Source organism: Streptomyces sp. ICC4, assembly GCF_003287915.1.
Taxonomy (GTDB): Bacteria; Actinomycetota; Actinomycetes; order Streptomycetales; family Streptomycetaceae; genus Streptomyces; species Streptomyces tritrimontium.
In genome coordinates, this window is the sequence record NZ_CP030286.1 from 3,484,401 (window position 1) to 3,503,753 (window position 19,353).

The window sequence follows — 19,353 nt, forward strand, 5'->3', positions numbered from 1 at the left end:
GGCCTGGATGCTGCGTTCGTGGTCGGTGGCGGCGTCGGCGAGGTGCAGACTTTCGGTCCAGTTGGCCTGCAGGTAGGGCGCGGTGGTGGCGATGCGGATCCAGACGGTCAAGGGGTTGGCCGCGGGGTCGGCAGGGTGGGCGAAGACGCCGACGATGTAGCCGTGGTCGACCGGCGATGCCCGGTGGGCCTGGTCGACTCCGGCGGCTTCGGGATGGAACAGGATGCCGCTGGCAGGTCGTCCCCCGTTGGTGTCCAGTCGCCATTGCGGATCGGCCAGCAGCAGGGAGACGGCGATGAGAAAGCTGGTCTTCCCGGAGCCGTTGGAGTCCTCCTTGGGACCGAGGCCGGAGACCGCGATGAATGTCTCGGGGACGATCGGGACGGGGTGTGAGGTGAGCCTGGCAATGTCAAAGGTCTGCATGGCGACGAGTTGGCGGTCGCCGACGACGCCCCGTGGCAGGTCGGACGCGGGTGGGGTGGTCATGGCGTGTCCTGTCTCTGTCGATCAGGGACGACGGTCGGGGATGCCGGGCGGAAAGCTCGTCGGCGCCGGATCGACTCGGCGAGCGGACCGGCGGGGTCGGCCAACAGGATGAGTTCTTCGAACAGTTCACTGCCCGCGGACTTCGTCAGGCGAAGAAACTGGTGACCCAGGACGTAGCCGGTCCTCGTGTGGCGAACCAGGTCCGCGTCGACCAGTCGCTGCAGAGCGCCGGTGACGACTCCGTCGGGCACCCGGCAGCCTTTGAGTTCCTGCACGGGCACGGGCGTGCCGAGAGTCCAGGGCTGGTCGGGCAGGGTGACGCCCGAGGCCTGGGGAATGGCAACGCTGTGGAGCAGGACCAGGGTGAGGACGGCGCGGTCGGCGCGCGGCAGGATGCCGATGCCTTCGTGTGCCAGGCGCTGCCTGACGTCGTCGTCGTAGCCGGAGAGGTAGCCGCCGCCCACAGCGAGCAGGGTACGTCCGGACGCGGCCAGGACCTGTTCCACGACGACTCGAAGCGCAGTCTCCGCGAGGGCGCGGTAGTGGGCCGGCCGTACTGGCAGCCTGGCGGTCTCCACGGCGCTGACCGCGGCGCGTACGTCCGCCCGCCGGCCGTAGGGCAGGGAGTCCAGTGCCGGTATGTCCACCGTGTCACTCCTTCCTCGGGCCGGGTAGGACGTCGTAGCCGCTTCGGAGTTCGGTGACGTCACGCTCGGACCACAGTGCGCACATGGGGCCGAGGCGGATCGTGCCGTCGTCTTCGTCCGGGGCGAGGTAGCCGCAGGCGCGCAAGAAACGTACGGCGGCGAGGAAATGCGAGGTGCGGCCCAGTGCGCCGATGCCCTCCCGGGGGGCGAGGGCATCGTGGAGCGGGGCCAGGGTGGCTATGACGTCGTCCTGTCTGGCGGCCTGTCCCGGGTACAGGGGCTGGCTCCGGTCGGGCCAGCAATGGCGGATACAGGCCGCGAGGGTGACCAGGCGGAAGGCCGAGGCAGGGCGGCGGACATCGCTGTCGTCCAGGGAACCGTTGGCGGGTTCGACGTCGGGGCTGAAGGCGAGCATCAGTTCACGGTTTCCTCCTGCGGTGACGACGTCGGTCAGGCGCCGGTCCACGTCATCGACAGCGCTGCGCAGCCGAGCGAGCTCTTCACGGTCGGCCGGGACAGGAAAGGTGCGCGATGCCCTGGCACGCGCCAGCTGGTAGCGGTCCTCGCTCATGAGGGCTCTGCCGGCGTGGTCTCGGAGTCGTCGTTGCGGTCCTGCATGTCCTGAGGGCCGTCGGGAACCCGGTACACGGCCATGGGCGAGGCGTAGGTGACAGGGCCGTCGGGATCCACCACAACCTTCCGGGAAATGGCGAGCATGAACGGCAGGGCCGGGTCGGCCGCGGCACGTAGCAGATCGACGACATGTCGGACCGCTGTCTGCCACGGCATCGCGCGCAGTTCCTCCGTGAGGTCGGCTCCGGCCCTGCCCCCCATCAGCAGCGTCACCGCGGCTTCGCGTCGCTCCCGTGCCCGGGCGACCCTGGCCCGCGCGGTCTCGACCGGATCCGGACCCGGCGGCCTGGCGGGAGGCCGCGGCAAGCGCTGCCGCGGCGGCGGGGTCCGGTGGTCGGCGGCGGCGGTGAGAACCTGGCCGACAGTGATGTCCACACGAGGCGGGTCGAAGACGGTCGCGGCGAACACGCCTGCCAGCGCGTCGAGAGGCGCCCGACGGGCAGCAGTCAGGTACTGCTCGGGCAGCAGCATGCTGAAGTCGCGGCGGGTAATGGCCTGCCGCATGAGCCGGTCGTGGAACTCCTGAACAGCCGCCGTGTATCGCAGCGCCTCCTGGATCAGCCGCGTACCGGCGGGGCGCAGCCCGGGGTACCGCTCCGCGATGGCGTCGACGACGTACTTTGCCTCCTGGATCGACGCGGCATGGGCGTGATGGTGGCGCTGACCGAGGAGTTCCTCGATGGGCCTGGTCCGGACGAGCCTGAGCAGATGGTTGGTGTAGTTCGCCAGGCTGCGCCGGACTTTGGCGATCTTCGTGGCGAGGTCCGCCCCGGTCAGGGAACCGTTCAGGATGCCTTCACGGGTCCGGTCCAGGAGCATCGTGATCTCGTGGACTCCGCCGGCCTCCCGCAGGCGCTCATAGACCAGGAGCGCCGCCCCGCTGGTGGGGTTGAAGACATAGCGCTGGTCGTGGGCCTTGAGCCGCAGCGGCTCCAGCAGCTGGAGCCTGGTGAAGACATGGAAGCGTGCATCGAACTCGTCGGCGGAGGCCACTGACTCGCATGCCTGGGAGATCTCCGCGCGGCTGAGGCCGTTCTCGGAGCCGGAGTCCCCGAACACATCTCGAATCGCCTCGGCGATGCGCAGCGCCACCGGATCGGCGGTTACCGCGCCGGCCGTGGCGGCCACTGGCGCGACGAACGGCGGTATGTGCTGGAGACCATCGGCACTGTCCTCTAGTTGCGCGGAGAACAGATCAGGCTGATCCGACAAGCGCCCCCCTCACTCCCCCGCCCCGGACCTATCGACCAAGCATGACTGTCGATGGCGTCAACGCGCCCGGAAACGAGCCAACTTGTACTTGCTCATCACCAGGCGGCCCTTCACCCGAGCCCGCACGATCGTCACGATCTCGAGATACGCCGTCGCCCCTGAGGCCGCAGTCGCAGAGGATCTTCCAGGTCTTCATGCGGGCGAAGACGCGCTCGACGCGGGCTGGCTCGAACCTGCTTGTGGGACTTGTTGTGGTCCTCCTACCAGGCCGGGAGCCTGGTCTGGCCGCGCTCGCGGCGGTGCGGGATGACGAGTCCGGTTCCCGGGTAGCCGCCGTCGGCGATCGTGAGGGTCTTGCCGACGGCGGCCTTGGCGCCGGACTGTAGCCTCGCGGGCCTCCAACCGGCCATGAATGTCCGCAGCGCCTCGACCCGCCAAGGACCATAGGCGTTCTCACATGATCTGCGGCAATCACAAGCACCTTGCAGGATGCCAGTTCAGGCATGCTCCCCTCCCCGGGACTGCCTCATTCCATAAGCAGGACCACAGGTCAGAGCCGCATTGCTGCCGCAGTATCAATGAGAACTCATAACACGGCTCTGACCAGAAATAACAAGCGCGCATGGCCACAGGCTCCGCCGTCACCTACAGGCGTGTCACCACATACACAACAACACCAAGATCAATCCCACACAACGACGAAACCCCAGACCAGCACCACGAACAACCAAACCGAACACCACCACAGAGCACTCGGCCACGACCATCGGCACCCGCCCAACCCGACCGTAATCCCAGGCCAAACAGTGAAACACCAGGCCATAACAGCCCCGCTACCACCCACCTAGCGCTCCGTCACACCTGCGCTTCGCTCCGGACGGGTTCGGGTCTCGCTCCGCCCCACCCCGAACGGCCCGCTGCGCAGGCCTCAATGACCTCGTTTCACAAGGTCCGGGCCTACGGCCCGTGGGGCGGGTCCGCTCCGCTCCCCATCCCAGAGCCCTTCCGGCTCCTCAGGGCCACCCTGCTCAGCATCAGCACGGTCTTGTGCAGCTATCCCCACATGACCAGACTTCTGACTGGCCATCTTGAAGGCTCACTCTGGGGGCGGCGTGAACACAGAAACTCTGCTTGGGCTCGGCTCAGCACTCTTCGGCGGCTCCGCCGTAGCCTTCGTCAACCACCTCGGGACTCGGGAGAAGGGCAAAGCTGAGGCCGACAAACTCCGTGCAGAAGCCGAGCAAATCCGGTTTCAGACCTCCACACACATGAGCACTGGGCTGAGCATCGACCCGAAAACCGAGATCCCCGCATGGCAAGTGACCGGAGACAGGGCATTCGAGGACTACGAGGCCCTCCTCGACTCCGAGGTCACGCGCCATGCCGGCTGCAGCGCCCGGATCGACGCAATGCCAAGGGCCCGGGGCTTCGCCACACTCATGCAGTCCGTCGACGCCACGCCATTTCGCGGACAACGGCTCCGTATGACCGCCTGGGTCAGGACCGAGAGCGTCCGGAAAGCCGCGATCTGGATGCGGGTGGACGGGCCCGACGGCAACATGCTCGCATTCGACAACATGTCCAACCGGCCGATCAAAGGAACTACAGGCTGGTGTCAGTACAGCATCGTTCTGAACGTCACCTCCGAAAGCCTGATGCTCGCGTTCGGCTTCATGCTCTCCGGTCGAGGCCGAGTCTGGGCAGACGATTTCTCCTTCGAAGAGGTGGGCCTTGAGGTACCCACGACGCAGACCACACCAGCCGGCTACGAATTCCTGGCAACTCCGCAGAACCTCGGCTTCGACGATCCCGTTGGCCTACTCAGCTGACCGGCGTTGAACCACTGCTGCCCGCGCAGACACCAACCCACCACCCGCACACAACAAGTCCTTTGGCGACGCCTGCCGTGCCGCCCAGGACCGACAGGACGAAGTCCGCCTGCACCAGACCCAGGTCGCCCGCCCGCCAGGCGGCCGCGAGCAGCACACCGGTCACCAGCAGGCCCTCGACCGCGATCCGGTCCCGGCCCGACAGCGCCCACCAGGCCGCCCGTACCCGGTCCACGCGCGCCCACAAGCCCCGCCATATCCGTCTTGACAGATCGGAGGTACCCCATGCCCCGCAAACCGCGCACCCCCTGCCGGATTCCCGGGTGTCCCGAGCAGACCCGGGCCCGCGGAGGTCCGCGACGGTCCGTGAGGCTGTGGCCGTTGACTGCATCAACAGTTTCGTACGCAAGGTGAAGTGACTGTCGGATGACACACACCCACCATGACCAGCAGAAAGGGTCAAACTGCCCACCCGAAGGGGCGAGGGCTGCGAGATGGACGCGGACGGGAATGTTCAACCGCACTGCCGTCCGCGCCATCGGATCAAGACCCGTGGAGAGATTGGAGCCGCGGGTGCCCCGTTCTGAGCATGAAAGGACCTGCCAGAACGGGACCCAACCCGTGCCAGGCGGCACCACCTACCGCTGAGGAAGCGTGAAGAGAGGCCGGGGCTGGATCGTCTGTGGCTGGGCCGGCCCCGAGCACCGTTTGGACTTCGACAAAGACTGGGACTGCCCCTGGCCCCTGGACTGGCAGCGCCGCTACCGCGTGCTCGCCGACCTGGTCGACGCCGACGGGCAGCTGCCCGACATTGCCCCGGGCGTCGTCTTCGACGGCGACGACGTCGGCAAGTGGCTCCAACAGCAAAAGCAGCCGGCCACCTGGGCACGGCTGCTGCCACCGAGCCAACACCGCGGCCCCGCACCCGGCGGTCCAAGCCCGACGGCAAGGCCGCCGGTGCCGCTACACGCGACTCAGGCACGGAGATTCCCACGCAGACTCCCGTCAACGCCTGACCTTGCCGGTTCACCCGGGCGGGTACTACTCGCCGGAAGCGCCTGAGGTCGCGCATACTCGTCTGGCCTTGCCAGCAGTCAGGACACCGGTACTGGGGGTACTGGCAGATCCGCCCCGCTGTTCCCGGAACCCTGCACGCGATACCGGCCACCCCCGATCGGCACGGACCGACCCCGCATTACCGCTGCAACGCCATCAGACCAACGTGTCTGATCCGACCACTCCACCCCCACCAGGTCCACGTCGGTCAGGTCCACGTCAGTCAGGTCCGCTTCGGTCAGGTCCGCTTCGGTCAGGTTCGCGCCGTTCAGGTCCGCGTCGGTCAGGTCCGCACCGTTCAGGTTCGCACCGCGCAGTTTCGCGCCGCGCAGTTTCGCGAAGCGCAGGTCCGCGCCGGTCAGGTCCGCGCCGTTCAGGTCCGCACCGTTCAGGTCCGCACCGCGCAGTTTCGCGCCGCGCAGTTTCGCGCCGCGCAGGTCCGCGTCGCGCAGCTCCCCGCGGATCAGGTCCGCGCCGTTCAGGTGCGCGCCGCGCAGGTTCGCGTCGGTCAGGTGCGTGCGGGTCAGGTCCGCGCCGTTCAGGTTCGCGTAGCGCAGTTTCGCGTCGCGCAGGTCCCCGTGGGACAGGTCCGCGCTGGTCAGATCCGCGCCGGTCAGATTCGCGCCATTCAGGTTCACGTAGCGCAGATTCGCGTCGCGCAGGTACGCGCCGGTCAGGTTCGCGCCGGTCAGATCCGCGCCGGTCAGATGCGCGAGGATCAGGTCCGCGCCGTTCAGGTTCGCGTAGCGCAGTTTCGCGCCGTTCAGGTCCGCGCCCCGCAGGTCCGCGTAGCGCAGGTCCGCGCGGATCAGTTCCGCGCCGTTCAGGTCCGCGCCGCGCAGGTACGCATCGCGCAGTTTCGCGCCGCGCAGGTCCGCGCCGCGCAGTTGCGCGCCGTGCAGGTCCGCGCCGCGCAGGGACTGGCGCCGAGCGCCGCCAGTCAGAAGTACCCGAGTCCACCAGTTGGAGGCCTGAATGCGCAGCCAGGGACGGGAAGGGCTGGCAGCTACGGCAAGCCGACCAAGGAAGGTGTCAGAGCGCGTCCTCATGGACCTCCCCCTCCCCGGGCACAGGCGGCAGCGGCGGGGCTACGGCAGCCTGAGGGCGGCGTCGGCGCCGCGGTTCGACCTCTACACCGGAGAGGAGGCCCCGGATCGTAGCGGGGGCACCGATGCCGAAGATGAAGGCTGGCCACGGCCCACTGATCTGACTATGTGCGGCGGCGGCCACCAAGGATCCCAGCATGAGCCCGGCGGCCACAACAAACAGCCGCGGCCCCAGTTCGCCTTCCTTACGCCACGGCCAGGTGTATCCCGCCGACACGACAGCTGCAGACAGGGAGAACACCGAGGCCGCTCCACCGCCAGCCAAGCCCCACATTGCCGCCTGCCACCACGTCATGCTCCAACGATAGCCACCCAAGGCAGCTATTTGCAGGGCCAGTTAGAAAATGCGCCAAACGCCCAGGGCTGCAGGCGACACGGGGTGTGAAGTACATGTATCCGCTGCGGTTCGGCAGGCGCCGAGGTGAGAACGCTGTCACCAGGCCACCAAGGGGTAAGCGCTGGAAAATGAGGGTCTGCCGATACTTGTCCCGGACACGGCTTTTCCGGAGGTCGGCAGGTCGAGAACACCCGCCGGGAATCAACATCGGGAAGCGGGGGTGTTGACGAACTCACTAGCCGGCCACTTGTACCCTGGTGTCCGACCTACGAGGCCGTCCTCCACCACTTGGCCACGCCGACACGCACCCACCGGGCCCGGGCGAGAGCCGCGGCGTGTGGTCCAGCCAGCGGAAAGGGCCCCGAAGGCGTCGCTGACCCTGGGGGCGGATTCCTGGCCGCCTACTCGGACCCTGTGTTCACCTTGATCATTTGCCCTGCGTTCGGGGTGTGCGCCTCGGTACGATCAGCCCCTGGATGATCCGCATCCACCTCGACCTCCCGCCCGCCGACGCGCTAGTCCGACGCCGGCGGTCGACACCAGACCGAGAGTTCACGCAGATAGGGAAGCCACCCCTTGATCTTCGAAGACGCGAAGCGCTCCTTAGAGCGGAAACTCCACGTCCAGGAGTACCGCCACACCCCCCTGATCGACGGGTACGAGGACGCGGAAAAGCTGTACAAGCACTTCCGAGCCCACCTGGACATGGTGAGTGCATGCCTGAAGTCGCTGACGTCCTACGAGTTCGGGGGTCAGTTCTTCCGGCAGGTCGCCGAGGTGCCGTTGCTGACGGCCGACCCGGAGACGACGGCGCTGAAGCGCGAGGACATGTACACGGACATCGCCCGGGTGGGCACCAGCCTTAAGGCCGCTCTCCCGCCCGGTCCGCTCACCGCCACTGCCGCGGCCTTCTAGGCCGCCTATCTGACGATCGCCGCGTCCAAGGAGCGAATGAACCTCGCCCTGACCGCGCAGCAGGAAGCGCTCGGGGAGCTGAAGAAGCGGGAGAAGTCCATTGACGAGGCGCGTCGCCGCGTGGCCGACCTGCGCTACGACCTGGAAGCGGCACGGCAGTCCAGTGTCCCGAAGCCGGCCACGGACACAGCGCAGGCGGAGCAGGACTATGCCGACGCCTCGAAGACGGCTCTAGGCGCGATGTCGGCTTTCAACGGCGATCAGGGCATCGGCGGGATCCTCCGCGGCATCTCCGTGGCCCACCATCAGTTCTCCGCGCAGGAAGCCGACGCTCTGAAGAACCTCGGTTGATGTGCGACATCACGTGAGTTCCTCTGAGTTCCGGGACCCCGCTGCCTCCGAGGACGGGGAGGTCGAGGAGGGCTGAGGGTGCAGGTCCCGGCCGAGGTGCCGGCCGGGACCTGGGGGTGTCAGTCGGCCTGGTTGGCGGCTTGCTTGGGCAGGCAGAACATCAGGGCCCACATCAGGGCGAGGAGGCCGCCGACCCACCACAGCACGGTGACGAACGCGTCGCGGTTGACCGCGCCGTCGGGCGAACCGCGGGTGATGGCGAAGAACACCACGGCGGTGAGCGCGATGCCCAGGTGGATGGCGGTGTTGAACAGGCCCGAGGCCGAGCCTGCGTCCTCGTGCGGGACCCTGGCCAGTGACAGATCGGCGAGTGGGCCGGAGACCATGCCCAGGCCGAAGCCGATCAGTACCACCGGAGCGGTCATCGCCAGCAGGGTCAGGTCGGCCTGGTGGCTGCCGATCTGGAGCCCGTAGGCGATTATCGCAGCGGTCGCGATGAGGGCGCCGGCCTGCGGCAGACGGCGGGCGAAACGTCCGGCGGTCTTCGCCGCGATGGTCGCGCCGGCCAGTTCTCCCACGGAGAGCAGTACGACGGCCGCGGCCGCCTCAAGCGGGCTCATGCCCAGTCCGCGCTGCAGGTACAGCGTCCAGGTCATGAAGAACAGGCCGCACAGCAGGCCGTGCATCAGGTCCGCGGCCATGCCCCCGGAGAACTGCCCGACCCGGAAGAGGAACAGGGTCACCAGCGGGGCGTTGCCCTGCCTGCGCCGCTGCTGGCGCAGGAAGACACCGAGGACGAGGGCGCCGGCGGCGAGCATGGCGAAGCACCACAGCGGCCATCGGTGGGCGTGGCCCTCGGTGAGCGGGAAGAGGATCAGGACGATGGCCAGGCCGGACAGCAGCATCCCCCGGCAGGTCGAGTCGGTCGGCCTTACGGACGGTCGATTCGGGGATGACCTTGCGTCCGAGGAGGAGTACGGCCAGGCCGACGGGCACGTTGACCAGGAAGATCGGCCGCCAAGACAGCCCGAACAGGTCGGCCTGGGTGAGCACGCCGCCCAGGACCGGGCCCAGGACGTTGGCGATGGCCAGGACGGCCCCGTACAGGCCGAACGCCTTGCTGCGGTTGTGGCCTTCGAAGGTGACGTGCATGGTCGCCAGGACCTGCGGGATCATCACGGCCACGCCGACGCCCTGGAGCAGGCGGGCGCCGATCAGCTCGCCCGGGCTGGTGGCCAGGCCGCACAGCCGCGAGGCGCCGGTGAACACGAGGGTGCCGATCAGCAGGATCCTGCGCCGGCCGTAGATGTCACCGAGCCGTCCGCCGGTGATCAGCCCGACGGCGACGGGCAGCGAATAGGCGGTGGTCAGCCACTGCACCGCGACCGGCCCGGCACCGGTCGACTCCTGGATCGCAGGCAGGGCGGTCAGGACGACGGACTGGTCGAGCATGTTCATCAGCTCGGCGGTCAGCAGAACCAGGAGGGCGATCCAGGCTGCCAGGGCCATCTTCGAGGGTCGAGGTGATGGGTGGGTCGGGGTCTGGGTGGTGGTGTGCTCTGGCTCGTTGTCGAGCGCGGAGGAAGACAAAACGGGAACTCCTGATCCAAAGGAATCGGGGAGCCCTGCCGACAGCCGCACCGGGGCCGAAAAACACCAAAGCCCGGGGCAGACGGCAGAGCTGCACCCGGGACAGAAAACTGCGGGGATGGGTGACGCAACTCAGGCCAGCGCGACGTCCGCCCCCGGACACGTGCGACAACACAGCACGCGGGGAACACGGACGACCACATGGCCTGGTTAATAGGACGTCACCTCAAGATCGACACAGATGGAACAAGAACTCCGGTCACTGCCACCGACACCTAGGGCGTGTTTTAGAAGTTGCTGGTGTGCTGGGTGGGCCATCCGGGAAAGTCGCGGGCGGCCATCCAGATGGTGAGGTCACGGGCGATCTGGTCGATGCTGGTCACGGTGGCGACGTCGTGTTCGCGACGGGTGGTGTCGCGTCGGACGACCTCGTAGCCGCCTTCGTCCAAGACCGCGACCGAGGTGAACCACACCGGGTCGTCCTCGTCGGGCTGGATGACGACGAAGGTGTTGTCCGAGTCGTTGAGGTCGTCGATCAGCATGAACAGCGCGTCCTCGGACGGGTCCTCGATGTGGTCGCCGCTCTCGCTCTCGGCCCGGTAGTACGCAGCCCCCATCGGCCCTGTCTCCCCTCAGCCCGCTGACCTGATCGCGGCCAGAATGACACGCGGGGCTGACACTTCAGGCAGGTCACAGCCATTCGTTGATCGCGACGATGAGGACGGTCGCTTCGAAGCGGACCGCGAGCTTGTCGAACCGGGTGGCCACCGCCCGGTTCCGCTTCAGCCGGTTGATACCGCACTCGACCGCGTGCCGGGCCTTGTAGTCCTCGCGGTCGAAGGCCGGAGGCCGCCCGCCGACCATGCCCCGCCGTTTGCGGTGGCCGGCCTGATCGGCCGGTTCCGGGATCGTGCAGCGGATCCCGCGCCGACGCAGATAGGCACGGTTCGCGCGCGACGAATACGCTTTATCGCCCCGCACCCGCAATGGACGGACCCGTGGCCGGCCCAGCCCGAGGCGAGGAACCCGGATGGCTTCCAAGACGGCCGTGAACTGCGGGCTGTCTCCCCACTGACCGGCTGTGACAAGCAGCGATAACGGCCTCTGCCCTTGTTCGCAGGCCAGGTGAATCTTCGTGGTCCAGCCTCCGCGCGACCGGCCCAGGCCATGGTCGTCGGGTTCGTCCTGGCGGCCGCCCGGCGGCTCCTTCTGAGCCTGGCCGTCGCGCCGGGCACCGGCCGCGTGCTGATGGGCCCTGCAGACCGTGGAGTCGACATTCACCTCCCAGGTGATCAGACCGGCCGCGTCCGCCCGTGCCTGCAACCCGGCCAACACCGCCGACCAGACACCATCGCGTTGCCAGCGGCGGAAGAGCCCATACACCGTCTGCCACGGACCGTATTCGGCTGGCAGATCCCGCCACGGGGCACCGGTTCGCACCCGCCAGCGGATCCCATCGATCAACCGCCGCCGGCACACCGAAGGCCTGCCCAACACCGCGACCGGCAACAACGGCCCCAGCACCGCCCACTGGTCATCTGAAAGATCCCCTCGCCCCACACCGAGATCATCACGGCACGAGGCGAGACACGGACCCCAGTTCTAAAACACGCCCTAGGGGGTGTCTTCAAAGAGTGATGAGGGGGCATCATGTCCGTATGGTGCGTCGTCATGAGCTCACGGATGTCGAGTGGGAAGTGTTGTCCGGACTGTTGCCGCGGGCGTCATCAGGGCGGCCTCGGCTGGATGATCGAGTGGTGTTGAACGGCATCGTCTGGAAGTTGCGGACGGGCACGGCCTGGCGTGACGTACCCGCGCGGTACGGGCCTTGGCAGACCTTGTATACGCGTTTCCGCAGGTGGGCTCTGGATGGGACGTTCACGAGAATGTTGATGGCGGTCCAGGCGGAGAAGGACGCGGCCGGTGACATCGACTGGCTGGTGTCGGTCGACTCCACCGTCGCCCGTGCCCATCAACATGCCGCGGGCGCCCGTAAAAAGGGGCAGGGACAGGGGACGAAGTACACGATCACGCCCTCGGACGATCCCGAGGCGGACTGACGACCAAGATCCACCTCGCCTGCGACGGCCGCGGCCGGCCCCTCGGCTTCGTCCTCACGGGCGGCAACGCGGCCGACTGCACCCACTTCGAGCAGGTGATGGACGCGATCAAGGTCCTCCGGGTCGGGCCCGGCAGGCCTCGAACCCGCCCGGACCACGTTCTGGGCGACAAGGGCTACAGCTCCCGCAAGATACGCGCCTACCTGCGCAAACGCGGGATCGACCACACCATCCCCGAACGCCGCGACCAGCGAGCCAACAGACGACGCAAAGGCCGAACCGGCGGCCGCCCCTGCGGCTTCGACAAGCAGCTCTACAAAAGACGCAACGTCGTCGAGCGCTGCTTCAACCGGTTGAAACAGTGGCGCGGCATCGCCACTCGCTACGACAAAACCCGCGAGTCCTACCACGCCGCCGTCACCATCGCCTCCCTCTTCCTCTGGCTCAACCCTCTTTGAAGACACTGCCTAGTAGTGCTTTGTTACGTGCTGTTGTGGGCCTGTCTTGGGGTGGGTTGTCGGCAGGTGGGGCAGGTTGTCGGCGGACGTGGCAAAGTCCAGGTGTGCGGCCAGTTGAGTCCCGGCTGATGGCCACCAGAAATCCAGGTGGATGGCCTTCCGGCCCGCGGTGTTCCTGATCGCTTCCTTGTCTGGAGGGGACCCCTCCGTCCGGTTTGCTGTTGTTTGCGAAGCATCAGCGAACTGGTCGAAGAGGTCCTGTGACGAAGTCTGACAGAGAGATCATGGAGATATTCGAGGCGTACGACCTGACCGAGACGGTCTGGTCGGCGGCCACCCTGACGGGGCACGACCCGAAGACGGTCAAGCGGTACGTCGAGGCCCGCGAGGCCGGGCGCAACCCGTATGAACGCGAGCCGCGGCCGAAGATGATCGACGCCTTCCTGGAGAAGATCGAGGAGTGGGTCGAGCAGTCCAAGGCGACGATCCGCGCCGACGTGGTCCACGAGAAGCTGGCGAAGATGGGCTACCCGGGCAGCGCGCGCTCGACCCGGCGTGCGGTGAACACGGCGAAGACCGCGTGGAAGGCGGGCAAACGCCGGACCTACCGGCCCTGGATCCCCGAGCCGGGTCGATGGCTGCAGTTCGACTGGGGAGAAGGGCCCCGTATCGGCGGGCGTCGGACCTGGCTGTTCTGCGCGTGGCTGTCGTGGTCGCGATTCAGAGTGGTCATTCCGGTCTGGGACTGCACCCTGGGCACGCTGGTGGCCTGCCTGGACACCGCCTTGCGCCGGATCGGCGGGGCGCCGACCTACGTACTGACCGACAACGCGAAGACGGTCACCGTCGAGCACATCGCCGGGATCCCGGTCCGGCACCCGCAGATGGTCGCCGCCGGCCGGCACTACGGTTGCCAGGTGGTCAGCTGCGTCCCCTACGACCCCGAGTCCAAGGGTGGTGCGGAGGCCACGGTCCGTATCGCGAAGGCCGACCTGGTGCCCACGGACGCGAACCTGCTGCCCGCCTACGACACCTTCGCCGAGCTCGCGGACGCCTGCCTGACCTGGTCTGATGCGGTGAACGCGCGCCGCCACCGGGCGACCGGACAGATACCCGCCGACCGCCTGGACATTGAACGCACCACGCTGCACGTCCTCCCGCTGGAGCCGCTGGCGCTCGCGCTGGGCGAGGAGAGGGTGGTCGGCTCGGACCGCACGATCAGCTTCAACTCGGTGCGCTACTCGACCCCGCCGGGCTATACCGGCGCCCGGGTCTGGTGCCGGGTGGTCGGCGAGGAATTGTCCATCACCGCTCGCACCAACTCCGGTGACCTGTCGGAGATCTGGCGCCACCAGCTGTCGGTCCCAGGGATTCCGCAGATCATCGACGCGCACTACCCCGATCACCCTGACGGCCGCGGCGTCCACCAGCCCAGACTGCAGCCGCGCTCGGAAGCGGAGATCGCGTTCGTGGGCATCGGCCCGGGAGCCGGCCGCTGGCTCAAGGAGGCCGGACCCGCCAGCGCGGTCCGTATCCGCGCCAAGATGGCCCGCGCCGTCGAGCTCGCCACCGTCATGGGCTCCGGCAGCGTCGATCAGGCTCTGGGGCTGGCCGCGACCGCCGGACGCTTCGCCGACGACGACCTGCTTTCCATTCTGGAGCACCTCGCGGCGAAGAGGCCCGCCGGTGAGTTCGTACGCGCGGACGAGGCGCACTCCGTCCAGAGCGGCACGATCGGCTGACAGGCCCTGGGGCAGTAGACAGCGACCGGGAGCTGGTTGAAAACCAGCCGATCGGGGTCAGTCACCGATGAACCACAGATACAGGTGCGTCCCGCGCTCGACGACCTGACACAACTCGCGGGCCTGGGCAACCCAGTCGCCACCGCAGACGGCGGGAAGCCGGTCGAGTTCCGCCACTAGCAATGGCATCTGCCGATGATTGAACACAGCGTCCCCATACGGAGTCAGGGCGATGAGCATCGGGAAGTCCGCCGGGTCCAGATCCGCAAAAGCCGCGGTCCACTCCACACCGGCCTCAGCGCGAGCCACGATTTTCCTGCTGTCACCACGCACGGCCAGATTGATCATCCGCCGAGCTTATCGGCGCCCATCCCGACCTGCGAAGGAATATACGACCCGTGACGTTTCCCCAGGCCCCGGCCCTGCCAGAGGAGCTGGACAGGCTGATGCGCCGAATGCGCCTGCCCTATATGCGCAAAGCCGCCCCCGACGTGCTGGCCACCGCCCGCGCGCAACGCTGGGATCCCGCCGAGGTCCTGCGGCTGCTGATCGCCGAGGAGGTCACCGGCCGTGACGCCGCCACCCGACGATTGAGGCGGCACTCTGCGAACTTCCCCACCGGCAAGACCCTGGCTTCCTGGCGGGCCGAGGACTCCACGATTCCCGAGCCCACCCAGAACTCGCTGGTCACCCTGGAGTGGATCGGCCGGGCGGAGAACTTGGTGATCGCCGGCCCGTCGGGAACTGGAAAGTCGCACTTCACGGAGGGTCTGGCACAGGCCGCGATCGAGAAGGACCTGCGAGTGGCCTGGTTCACCCTGGAGACCCTGAGCGCGGCGATCAGCAAGTCGAAGGTCGACGGGTCCACCGCCCGCACCGTTGCACGGATCTGCCGGGCGGACCTCATCGTCGTCGACCTATGCCGACACCGCGACTATGCCGAAGCTGTGTGACTAGGTCCGCTCCTTCGTGGGGTTTCGGCTGTTCATAGCTCTGCATAGTTTCTGTTCCGGGCAGCCTCGAGTGCGAGGGGGCAGGGGGCTCCCGCGAGGGGGTGGCGATGCCGTTCGGAAGTGCGCGTCGGAAGGCGGGTGTCCTGACCGGGCAGGTCGAGGGCTACCGGGCCTGGCTGGCGGAGCGCGGGTACACGACCCTGACTGTCAGGAACATGCTCAAGGATCTGGGGCAGGTCGGCCTGTGGCTTTCCGGGCAGGGCCTTGATGCCGCCGATCTGGACGCGAAGCGGGTGGACCAGCACCTTTCCGATCTACAGAGGGCGGGTCGTCGTCGGGTGGCTGGGCCGCGCGGCATGGTCCCGCTGCTGATGTTCCTGCGTGAGGCCGGGGTGGTACCTGTGCCGCAGGTGACGTCCTCGCCGGCGGAGGCTCTGCTGGAGCGGTACCGGTGCTGGATGGAGTCCGAGCGTGGCCTGTCGGCGTCGACGATGCTGCGCTACGGGAACACTGCCCGACGCTTCCTGGCCGAACAGGCGACAGACGATGGGGAGTTCGCGCCGGAGGGGCTGACGGGGGCGGATCTGAGCGCGTTCCTGCTGCGGGAGTGCACCAGGGTCTCGGCGGGCTCGGCGAAGGGGCGGGTTGCCGAGCTGCGGTCGCTGATGCGGTTCCTGCACCTGCACGGCATCATCCCGATGAAGCTTGGCGGCGCGGTGCCTCCGGTGGGCGGTTGGCGCTTCGCTTCCGTGCCGCCGACGATGGCGGTCGGCGACGTTCAGCGGCTGCTGGACCACACTCCGCGCGAGGGGATGGTGGGCGTCCGCGACTACGCGATCCTGATGCTGGTGGCCAGGCTCGGCCTGCGCTCGATCGAGGTGGCCCGGCTGCTGCTGGACGATGTGGACTGGCGCTGCGGCGAGATCGTGGTCCGGGGCAAGGGACGCCGCGAGGACCGGCTCCCGCTGCCCGCCGACGTCGGCGAGGCCCTGGTCGCCTACTTGGACGGTCCCAGACCGCATCTGAAGGACCGCCATGTGTTCTTGACCTGCAGGGCTCCGCGCGGGCCGATCCGGGCGGACCTGGTCGGCGACGTGGTGGAGAGGGCGTGTCTGCGGGCCGGCGCTTCCAAGGTTGGGCCGCACCGGCTGCGTCATGCACTAGCCGCCGACATGCTGCGTCACGGCGCGGGGCTCACCGCCATCGGGCAGGTGCTTCGGCATCAGGACCTGGCAACGACCGCGCTCTACGCGAAGGTCGACTTCGTCGCATTGCGCGCAGTCGCCCAGCCGTGGCCCGGGATGGAGGCGGCGTGACCGATCTTCACCAAGCCCTCGACGACTACCTGCGGCTCCGCCGTTCACTGGGGCACCAGATGGCCGAAGCCGCTCACCTGCTGCCGGACTTCGTGACCTTCATGGACCTCCGCGGCGAACAGACCGTGACTATCGCCGCCGCACTGGAGTGGATGAACAGCCGCGAGCTCGAGGTGATCACGACGGTCAGCCCTCGTCGGATCACCGCTGTTCGTGGGTTCGCCCGCTACCTGAGCGGGATCGACCCGGCAACCGAGGTGCCGCCGCTGGGACTGGTGCCTTACAACCGGCGCCGGGGCCGGGTCTTCCTCTACTCCGACGCCGACATCGCAGCAATCATGGCCACGGCCAAGGAGACGATCCCGCAGCCGCTGCGGGCGGCGACCTATCACACGCTGATCGGGCTGCTGGCCGCATCGGGCCTGCGCATCGGCGAGGCCATCAAGCTGGACCGCGACGACATCGACTGGAACCAGGGTGTGCTGCACATCCGCGAGTCCAAGTTCGGCAAGTCCCGATTGGTCCCGCTGCAGGGCAGCACCACGAACGCGTTGCGCAAGTACGACAAGGTGCGCGAAGACCTGATGCCCAGGCCCCAGGACCCCGCGTTCTTCATCTCCCGCACCGGCAAGCGGCTGATCTACGCCTGCGTGCACCCGGTCTTCCGGGCCTTGGTCGACACCGCCGGCGTCGGCCTCGACGCCCCGCACAGACCTCGACTGCACGAACTGCGACACACCTTCGCCGTTCGAACCCTGCTGCACTGGTATCGCACCGAGGACAACATCCAGGCCAGGATCCCGTCACTGTCGACCTACATGGGACACCGCGAACCGGCCTGCACCTACTGGTACCTGTCAGCGGCCCCGGAACTGCTCGCCCTAGCCGCCGTCCGCCGCGACGGCGTCCGGAAGGCGGCCCGCCCATGACCCTGATCGCACCCACCCTGCAGGCGTTCTTCACCGACCGGCTCGCCCGCCAGCGCCAGGCCAGCCCCCGCACCATCGCCGCCTACCGCGACGCGCTCCGCCTCCTGCTCGGCTTCGTCCGACAACGGACCGGCACCGCTCCGGCGAAACTGGACTGGAACGACCTGAGCGCGGACGTGATCTCGGCATTCCTGAACCACCTGGAGGACGAGCGCGGCAACAGCACCCGAACCCGCAACGTCCGCCTGACCGCGATCCGCTCCCTGTTCTCTTACGCCGCCCTCCAGCACCCCGAACACGCCCTGCTCATCCAGCGGGTCCTGGACATCCCACCCAAGAGGTTCGATAAGCGGACTGTCACCTTCCTGACCGGTCCGGAAGTCGATGCGCTGCTGGCCGCGCCGGATCCGAAACGCTGGGAAGGACGACGGGACAAGGCCATGCTGGCCCTGGCCGTCCAGACCGGCCTACGCGTCTCTGAACTCACCAGCCTGAACCGCGACGACATCACCCTCGGCGACGGCGCCGCCGTCCGCTGCGAGGGCAAGGGGCGCAAACAGCGCACCGTCCCACTCGACCGCCCTATCCAGAGCCTGCTGAGCTCCTGGGTGAACGAACGCGCCGGCCACGGCGGCGACCCCTTGTTCTGCACCCGCACCGGGCGTCGGCTCAGCCGCGACGCCGTCGCCCAGCGCCTGAGCACCCACGTACGCACTGCCGCACAAGCTTGCCCGTCCCTGATCGACAAGAGCATCCACCCGCACGTCCTACGGCATAGCTGCGCGATGTCGCTGCTGCAGGCCGGTGTCGACACCACGGTCATCGCGCTGTGGCTCGGCCACGCCGGCGTCCGCTCCACCGACGCTTACGTCCACGCCGACATGACCATCAAGGAAAAGGCCCTCGCCCTCACCGCACCGGTCACCGCCCGCCCGGGCCGCTACCAACCCACCGACAAGATCCTCGCATTTCTCGACCGTCTGTGACTGCCTTGATCGACGCGAATCGAGTCGCTCGAAGTGTTCTCGCCCGTCTCAGGGCGTGGTCAGCTGACTCCCTGCCAGCCATTGCATATACCAATCGTGGAAGTCCGGCCCTGGGCTAAGGGGGTGTCCGCAGCCGATGTCGTCCGTCCAGACCTGTCCACGCCCCGGGCCGGTGACCACCAGGCGATAGAAGGAGCCGCAGCCGATCTCGGCAATGATCAGTGATCCGGTGAACCAGCACGGCGAGAAGTCCTCCTCGCCGGGGGAGTGCTCAGCGCAGACGGACCGCTCGTCCGAGGGCAAAAAGGGACCCGTGTGAGGGAAAGGAACAGACAGCAGATCGGCCCAGTTGGCGCCCAGGTCGCCCTGTGAGTCGACCCACGGCTTGCTGCCGAACTCGTACAGTCCGTATGCCGGTCCAGCGCCCCCGCTGCCCACCGTGGTGATGAAAGAGCGGTAGGCGCCCGGGAACTCGAACCCGTGCCGCTGCTCGAACTTGGCCACGACATCCTCGGCCACAGGCGGCCCGAGCATCCAGCGGTGCCTCCGCGCACCGAAGTCCCGGCATTCGGGGTCTGCCTCCGCCCGCGTCCGAAGTCGCTCACGCAGCGCGTCGATATCCCACATGCCCCCACGATATCGCCCCGCTCCCAGACCCAAGCAGCACTCGGCACCGCCTCAACCCAACTGCAGCTTCCGTCAAACTGGGCGTATCCATGGTGCCGACTATGCCGAACCGGGATGCGC

19 protein-coding genes and 3 pseudogenes are annotated in these 19,353 nt (G+C 67.8%); 10 read left to right on the top strand and 12 right to left on the bottom strand.

All coding sequences use genetic code 11. The features are described 5' to 3' along the window. Nucleotides 1-482: 482 nt before the first annotated feature. The 4 genes and pseudogenes from DRB89_RS16160 to DRB89_RS16175 all read right to left on the bottom strand — a co-directional run. A complete protein-coding gene (locus DRB89_RS16160; RefSeq protein WP_112448467.1) occupies nt 483-1,133 on the bottom strand; it encodes a hypothetical protein in 651 nt (216 codons plus the stop codon). Nucleotides 1,134-1,137: 4 nt separating this feature from the next. Further along, the gene (locus DRB89_RS16165) at nt 1,138-1,704 is read right to left on the bottom strand and encodes a hypothetical protein (RefSeq protein ID WP_112448468.1); all 567 of its coding nucleotides are present in this window, start codon (nt 1,702-1,704) and stop codon (nt 1,138-1,140) included. Next, on the bottom strand, nt 1,701-2,978 hold the full coding sequence (locus tag DRB89_RS16170; RefSeq protein ID WP_112448469.1) for a hypothetical protein: 1,278 nt from the start codon (nt 2,976-2,978) through the stop codon (nt 1,701-1,703). Before DRB89_RS16170 ends, DRB89_RS16165 begins: the two co-directional genes overlap by 4 nt. A gap of 145 nt (nt 2,979-3,123) precedes the next feature. After that, nucleotides 3,124-3,456, bottom strand: a pseudogene (locus DRB89_RS16175) (transposase family protein); the annotation flags it as partial. Nucleotides 3,457-4,090: 634 nt separating this feature from the next. Here DRB89_RS16175 and DRB89_RS16180 point away from each other — a divergent pair. Continuing rightward, nucleotides 4,091-4,807: a hypothetical protein gene (locus DRB89_RS16180; protein WP_112448470.1), complete on the top strand. Its 717-nt coding sequence runs from the start codon at nt 4,091-4,093 to the stop codon at nt 4,805-4,807. Here DRB89_RS16180 and DRB89_RS16185 read toward each other — a convergent pair. After that, entirely contained in the window at nt 4,800-5,054 is a 255-nt protein-coding gene (locus tag DRB89_RS16185) for a hypothetical protein (RefSeq protein ID WP_112448471.1), read from the bottom strand. The two genes, DRB89_RS16180 and DRB89_RS16185, sit on opposite strands and share 8 nt — an antisense overlap. Nucleotides 5,055-5,530: 476 nt before the next feature. Between DRB89_RS16185 and DRB89_RS44555 the strand changes: the two are divergent. Beyond that, a pseudogene (locus tag DRB89_RS44555) lies at nt 5,531-5,707 on the top strand (helicase associated domain-containing protein); the annotation flags it as partial. Nucleotides 5,708-5,901: 194 nt separating this feature from the next. On the opposite strand, the gene DRB89_RS16195 reads toward DRB89_RS44555, so the two are convergent. Then, the gene (locus tag DRB89_RS16195) at nt 5,902-6,912 is read right to left on the bottom strand and encodes a pentapeptide repeat-containing protein (RefSeq protein WP_112448473.1); all 1,011 of its coding nucleotides are present in this window, start codon (nt 6,910-6,912) and stop codon (nt 5,902-5,904) included. Between the two features lie 970 nt (nt 6,913-7,882). Between DRB89_RS16195 and DRB89_RS16205 the strand changes: the two genes are divergently transcribed. Beyond that, nucleotides 7,883-8,221, top strand: a complete 339-nt coding sequence (locus DRB89_RS16205; RefSeq protein WP_112448474.1) for a hypothetical protein — start codon at nt 7,883-7,885, stop codon at nt 8,219-8,221. A 36-nt stretch (nt 8,222-8,257) separates the two neighbouring features. Continuing rightward, nucleotides 8,258-8,572 (top strand): hypothetical protein, encoded by a 315-nt coding sequence (locus tag DRB89_RS16210; protein WP_112448475.1) that lies wholly within the window; start codon nt 8,258-8,260, stop codon nt 8,570-8,572. A gap of 119 nt (nt 8,573-8,691) precedes the next feature. Here DRB89_RS16210 and DRB89_RS44560 read toward each other — a convergent pair whose 3' ends face one another. The 4 genes and pseudogenes from DRB89_RS44560 to DRB89_RS16225 form a co-directional block, all read right to left on the bottom strand. Next, a complete protein-coding gene (locus DRB89_RS44560; RefSeq protein ID WP_239516176.1) occupies nt 8,692-9,477 on the bottom strand; it encodes an MFS transporter in 786 nt (261 codons plus the stop codon). A 97-nt stretch (nt 9,478-9,574) separates the two neighbouring features. Next, a pseudogene (locus tag DRB89_RS44565) lies at nt 9,575-10,081 on the bottom strand (MFS transporter); the annotation flags it as partial. A gap of 368 nt (nt 10,082-10,449) precedes the next feature. After that, nucleotides 10,450-10,779: a hypothetical protein gene (locus tag DRB89_RS16220; RefSeq protein ID WP_112448476.1), complete on the bottom strand. Its 330-nt coding sequence runs from the start codon at nt 10,777-10,779 to the stop codon at nt 10,450-10,452. A gap of 73 nt (nt 10,780-10,852) precedes the next feature. Next, complete coding sequence (locus DRB89_RS16225) at nt 10,853-11,722, bottom strand: IS5 family transposase (RefSeq protein ID WP_112448477.1); 870 nt, start codon at nt 11,720-11,722, stop codon at nt 10,853-10,855. A 98-nt stretch (nt 11,723-11,820) separates the two neighbouring features. Between DRB89_RS16225 and DRB89_RS16230 the strand changes: the two genes are divergently transcribed. Both DRB89_RS16230 and istA read left to right on the top strand, forming a co-directional pair. Then, nucleotides 11,821-12,680, top strand: a protein-coding gene (locus DRB89_RS16230) for an IS5 family transposase (protein ID WP_204357697.1) whose coding sequence is annotated in 2 segments (ribosomal slippage) — nt 11,821-12,169 and nt 12,169-12,680 — 861 coding nt in all. Because the reading frame shifts where the segments join, the coding sequence is not laid out codon by codon here. Between the two features lie 284 nt (nt 12,681-12,964). Beyond that, nucleotides 12,965-14,422: an IS21 family transposase gene (istA, locus tag DRB89_RS16235; protein ID WP_112463313.1), complete on the top strand. Its 1,458-nt coding sequence runs from the start codon at nt 12,965-12,967 to the stop codon at nt 14,420-14,422. A 57-nt stretch (nt 14,423-14,479) separates the two neighbouring features. Here the strand turns inward: istA and DRB89_RS16240 are convergent, their stop codons facing one another. Continuing rightward, entirely contained in the window at nt 14,480-14,770 is a 291-nt protein-coding gene (locus DRB89_RS16240) for a hypothetical protein (protein WP_112463314.1), read from the bottom strand. A gap of 50 nt (nt 14,771-14,820) precedes the next feature. Between DRB89_RS16240 and DRB89_RS16245 the strand changes: the two genes are divergently transcribed. From DRB89_RS16245 to DRB89_RS16260, 4 genes are all read left to right on the top strand, one after another. After that, on the top strand, nt 14,821-15,375 hold the full coding sequence (locus tag DRB89_RS16245) for an ATP-binding protein (protein WP_204357699.1): 555 nt from the start codon (nt 14,821-14,823) through the stop codon (nt 15,373-15,375). Between the two features lie 215 nt (nt 15,376-15,590). Beyond that, complete coding sequence (locus DRB89_RS16250) at nt 15,591-16,691, top strand: tyrosine-type recombinase/integrase (protein ID WP_204357700.1); 1,101 nt, start codon at nt 15,591-15,593, stop codon at nt 16,689-16,691. Beyond that, the gene (locus DRB89_RS16255; protein ID WP_204357701.1) at nt 16,688-17,620 is read left to right on the top strand and encodes a tyrosine-type recombinase/integrase; all 933 of its coding nucleotides are present in this window, start codon (nt 16,688-16,690) and stop codon (nt 17,618-17,620) included. The genes DRB89_RS16250 and DRB89_RS16255 overlap by 4 nt, the downstream gene beginning before the upstream one ends. Next, nucleotides 17,617-18,606 carry a tyrosine-type recombinase/integrase gene (locus DRB89_RS16260; protein WP_112448480.1) on the top strand — a complete coding sequence of 330 codons (990 nt, stop codon included), beginning with the start codon at nt 17,617-17,619 and terminating at the stop codon, nt 18,604-18,606. The genes DRB89_RS16255 and DRB89_RS16260 overlap by 4 nt, the downstream gene beginning before the upstream one ends. A gap of 48 nt (nt 18,607-18,654) precedes the next feature. Here the strand turns inward: DRB89_RS16260 and DRB89_RS16265 are convergent, their stop codons facing one another. Continuing rightward, the gene (locus tag DRB89_RS16265; RefSeq protein ID WP_112448481.1) at nt 18,655-19,233 is read right to left on the bottom strand and encodes an SMI1/KNR4 family protein; all 579 of its coding nucleotides are present in this window, start codon (nt 19,231-19,233) and stop codon (nt 18,655-18,657) included. Between the last annotated feature and the right edge of the window lie 120 nt (nt 19,234-19,353).

Excerpts from the sequence above, each read along its gene's own strand:
- DRB89_RS16165 (WP_112448468.1), bottom strand. The coding sequence starts at position 1,704 with ATGAGCGAGGACCGCTACCAGCTGGCGCGTGCCAGGGCATCGCGCACC.
- DRB89_RS16195 (WP_112448473.1), bottom strand. The coding sequence starts at position 6,912 with ATGAGGACGCGCTCTGACACCTTCCTTGGTCGGCTTGCCGTAGCTGCC.
- DRB89_RS16210 (WP_112448475.1), top strand. The coding sequence starts at position 8,258 with ATGAACCTCGCCCTGACCGCGCAGCAGGAAGCGCTCGGGGAGCTGAAG.
- DRB89_RS44560 (WP_239516176.1), bottom strand. The coding sequence starts at position 9,477 with ATGCTGCTGTCCGGCCTGGCCATCGTCCTGATCCTCTTCCCGCTCACC.
- DRB89_RS16220 (WP_112448476.1), bottom strand. The coding sequence starts at position 10,779 with ATGGGGGCTGCGTACTACCGGGCCGAGAGCGAGAGCGGCGACCACATC.
- istA (WP_112463313.1), top strand. The coding sequence starts at position 12,965 with ATGGAGATATTCGAGGCGTACGACCTGACCGAGACGGTCTGGTCGGCG.
- DRB89_RS16240 (WP_112463314.1), bottom strand. The coding sequence starts at position 14,770 with ATGATCAATCTGGCCGTGCGTGGTGACAGCAGGAAAATCGTGGCTCGC.
- DRB89_RS16250 (WP_204357700.1), top strand. The coding sequence starts at position 15,591 with ATGCTCAAGGATCTGGGGCAGGTCGGCCTGTGGCTTTCCGGGCAGGGC.
- DRB89_RS16260 (WP_112448480.1), top strand. The coding sequence starts at position 17,617 with ATGACCCTGATCGCACCCACCCTGCAGGCGTTCTTCACCGACCGGCTC.
- DRB89_RS16265 (WP_112448481.1), bottom strand. The coding sequence starts at position 19,233 with ATGTGGGATATCGACGCGCTGCGTGAGCGACTTCGGACGCGGGCGGAG.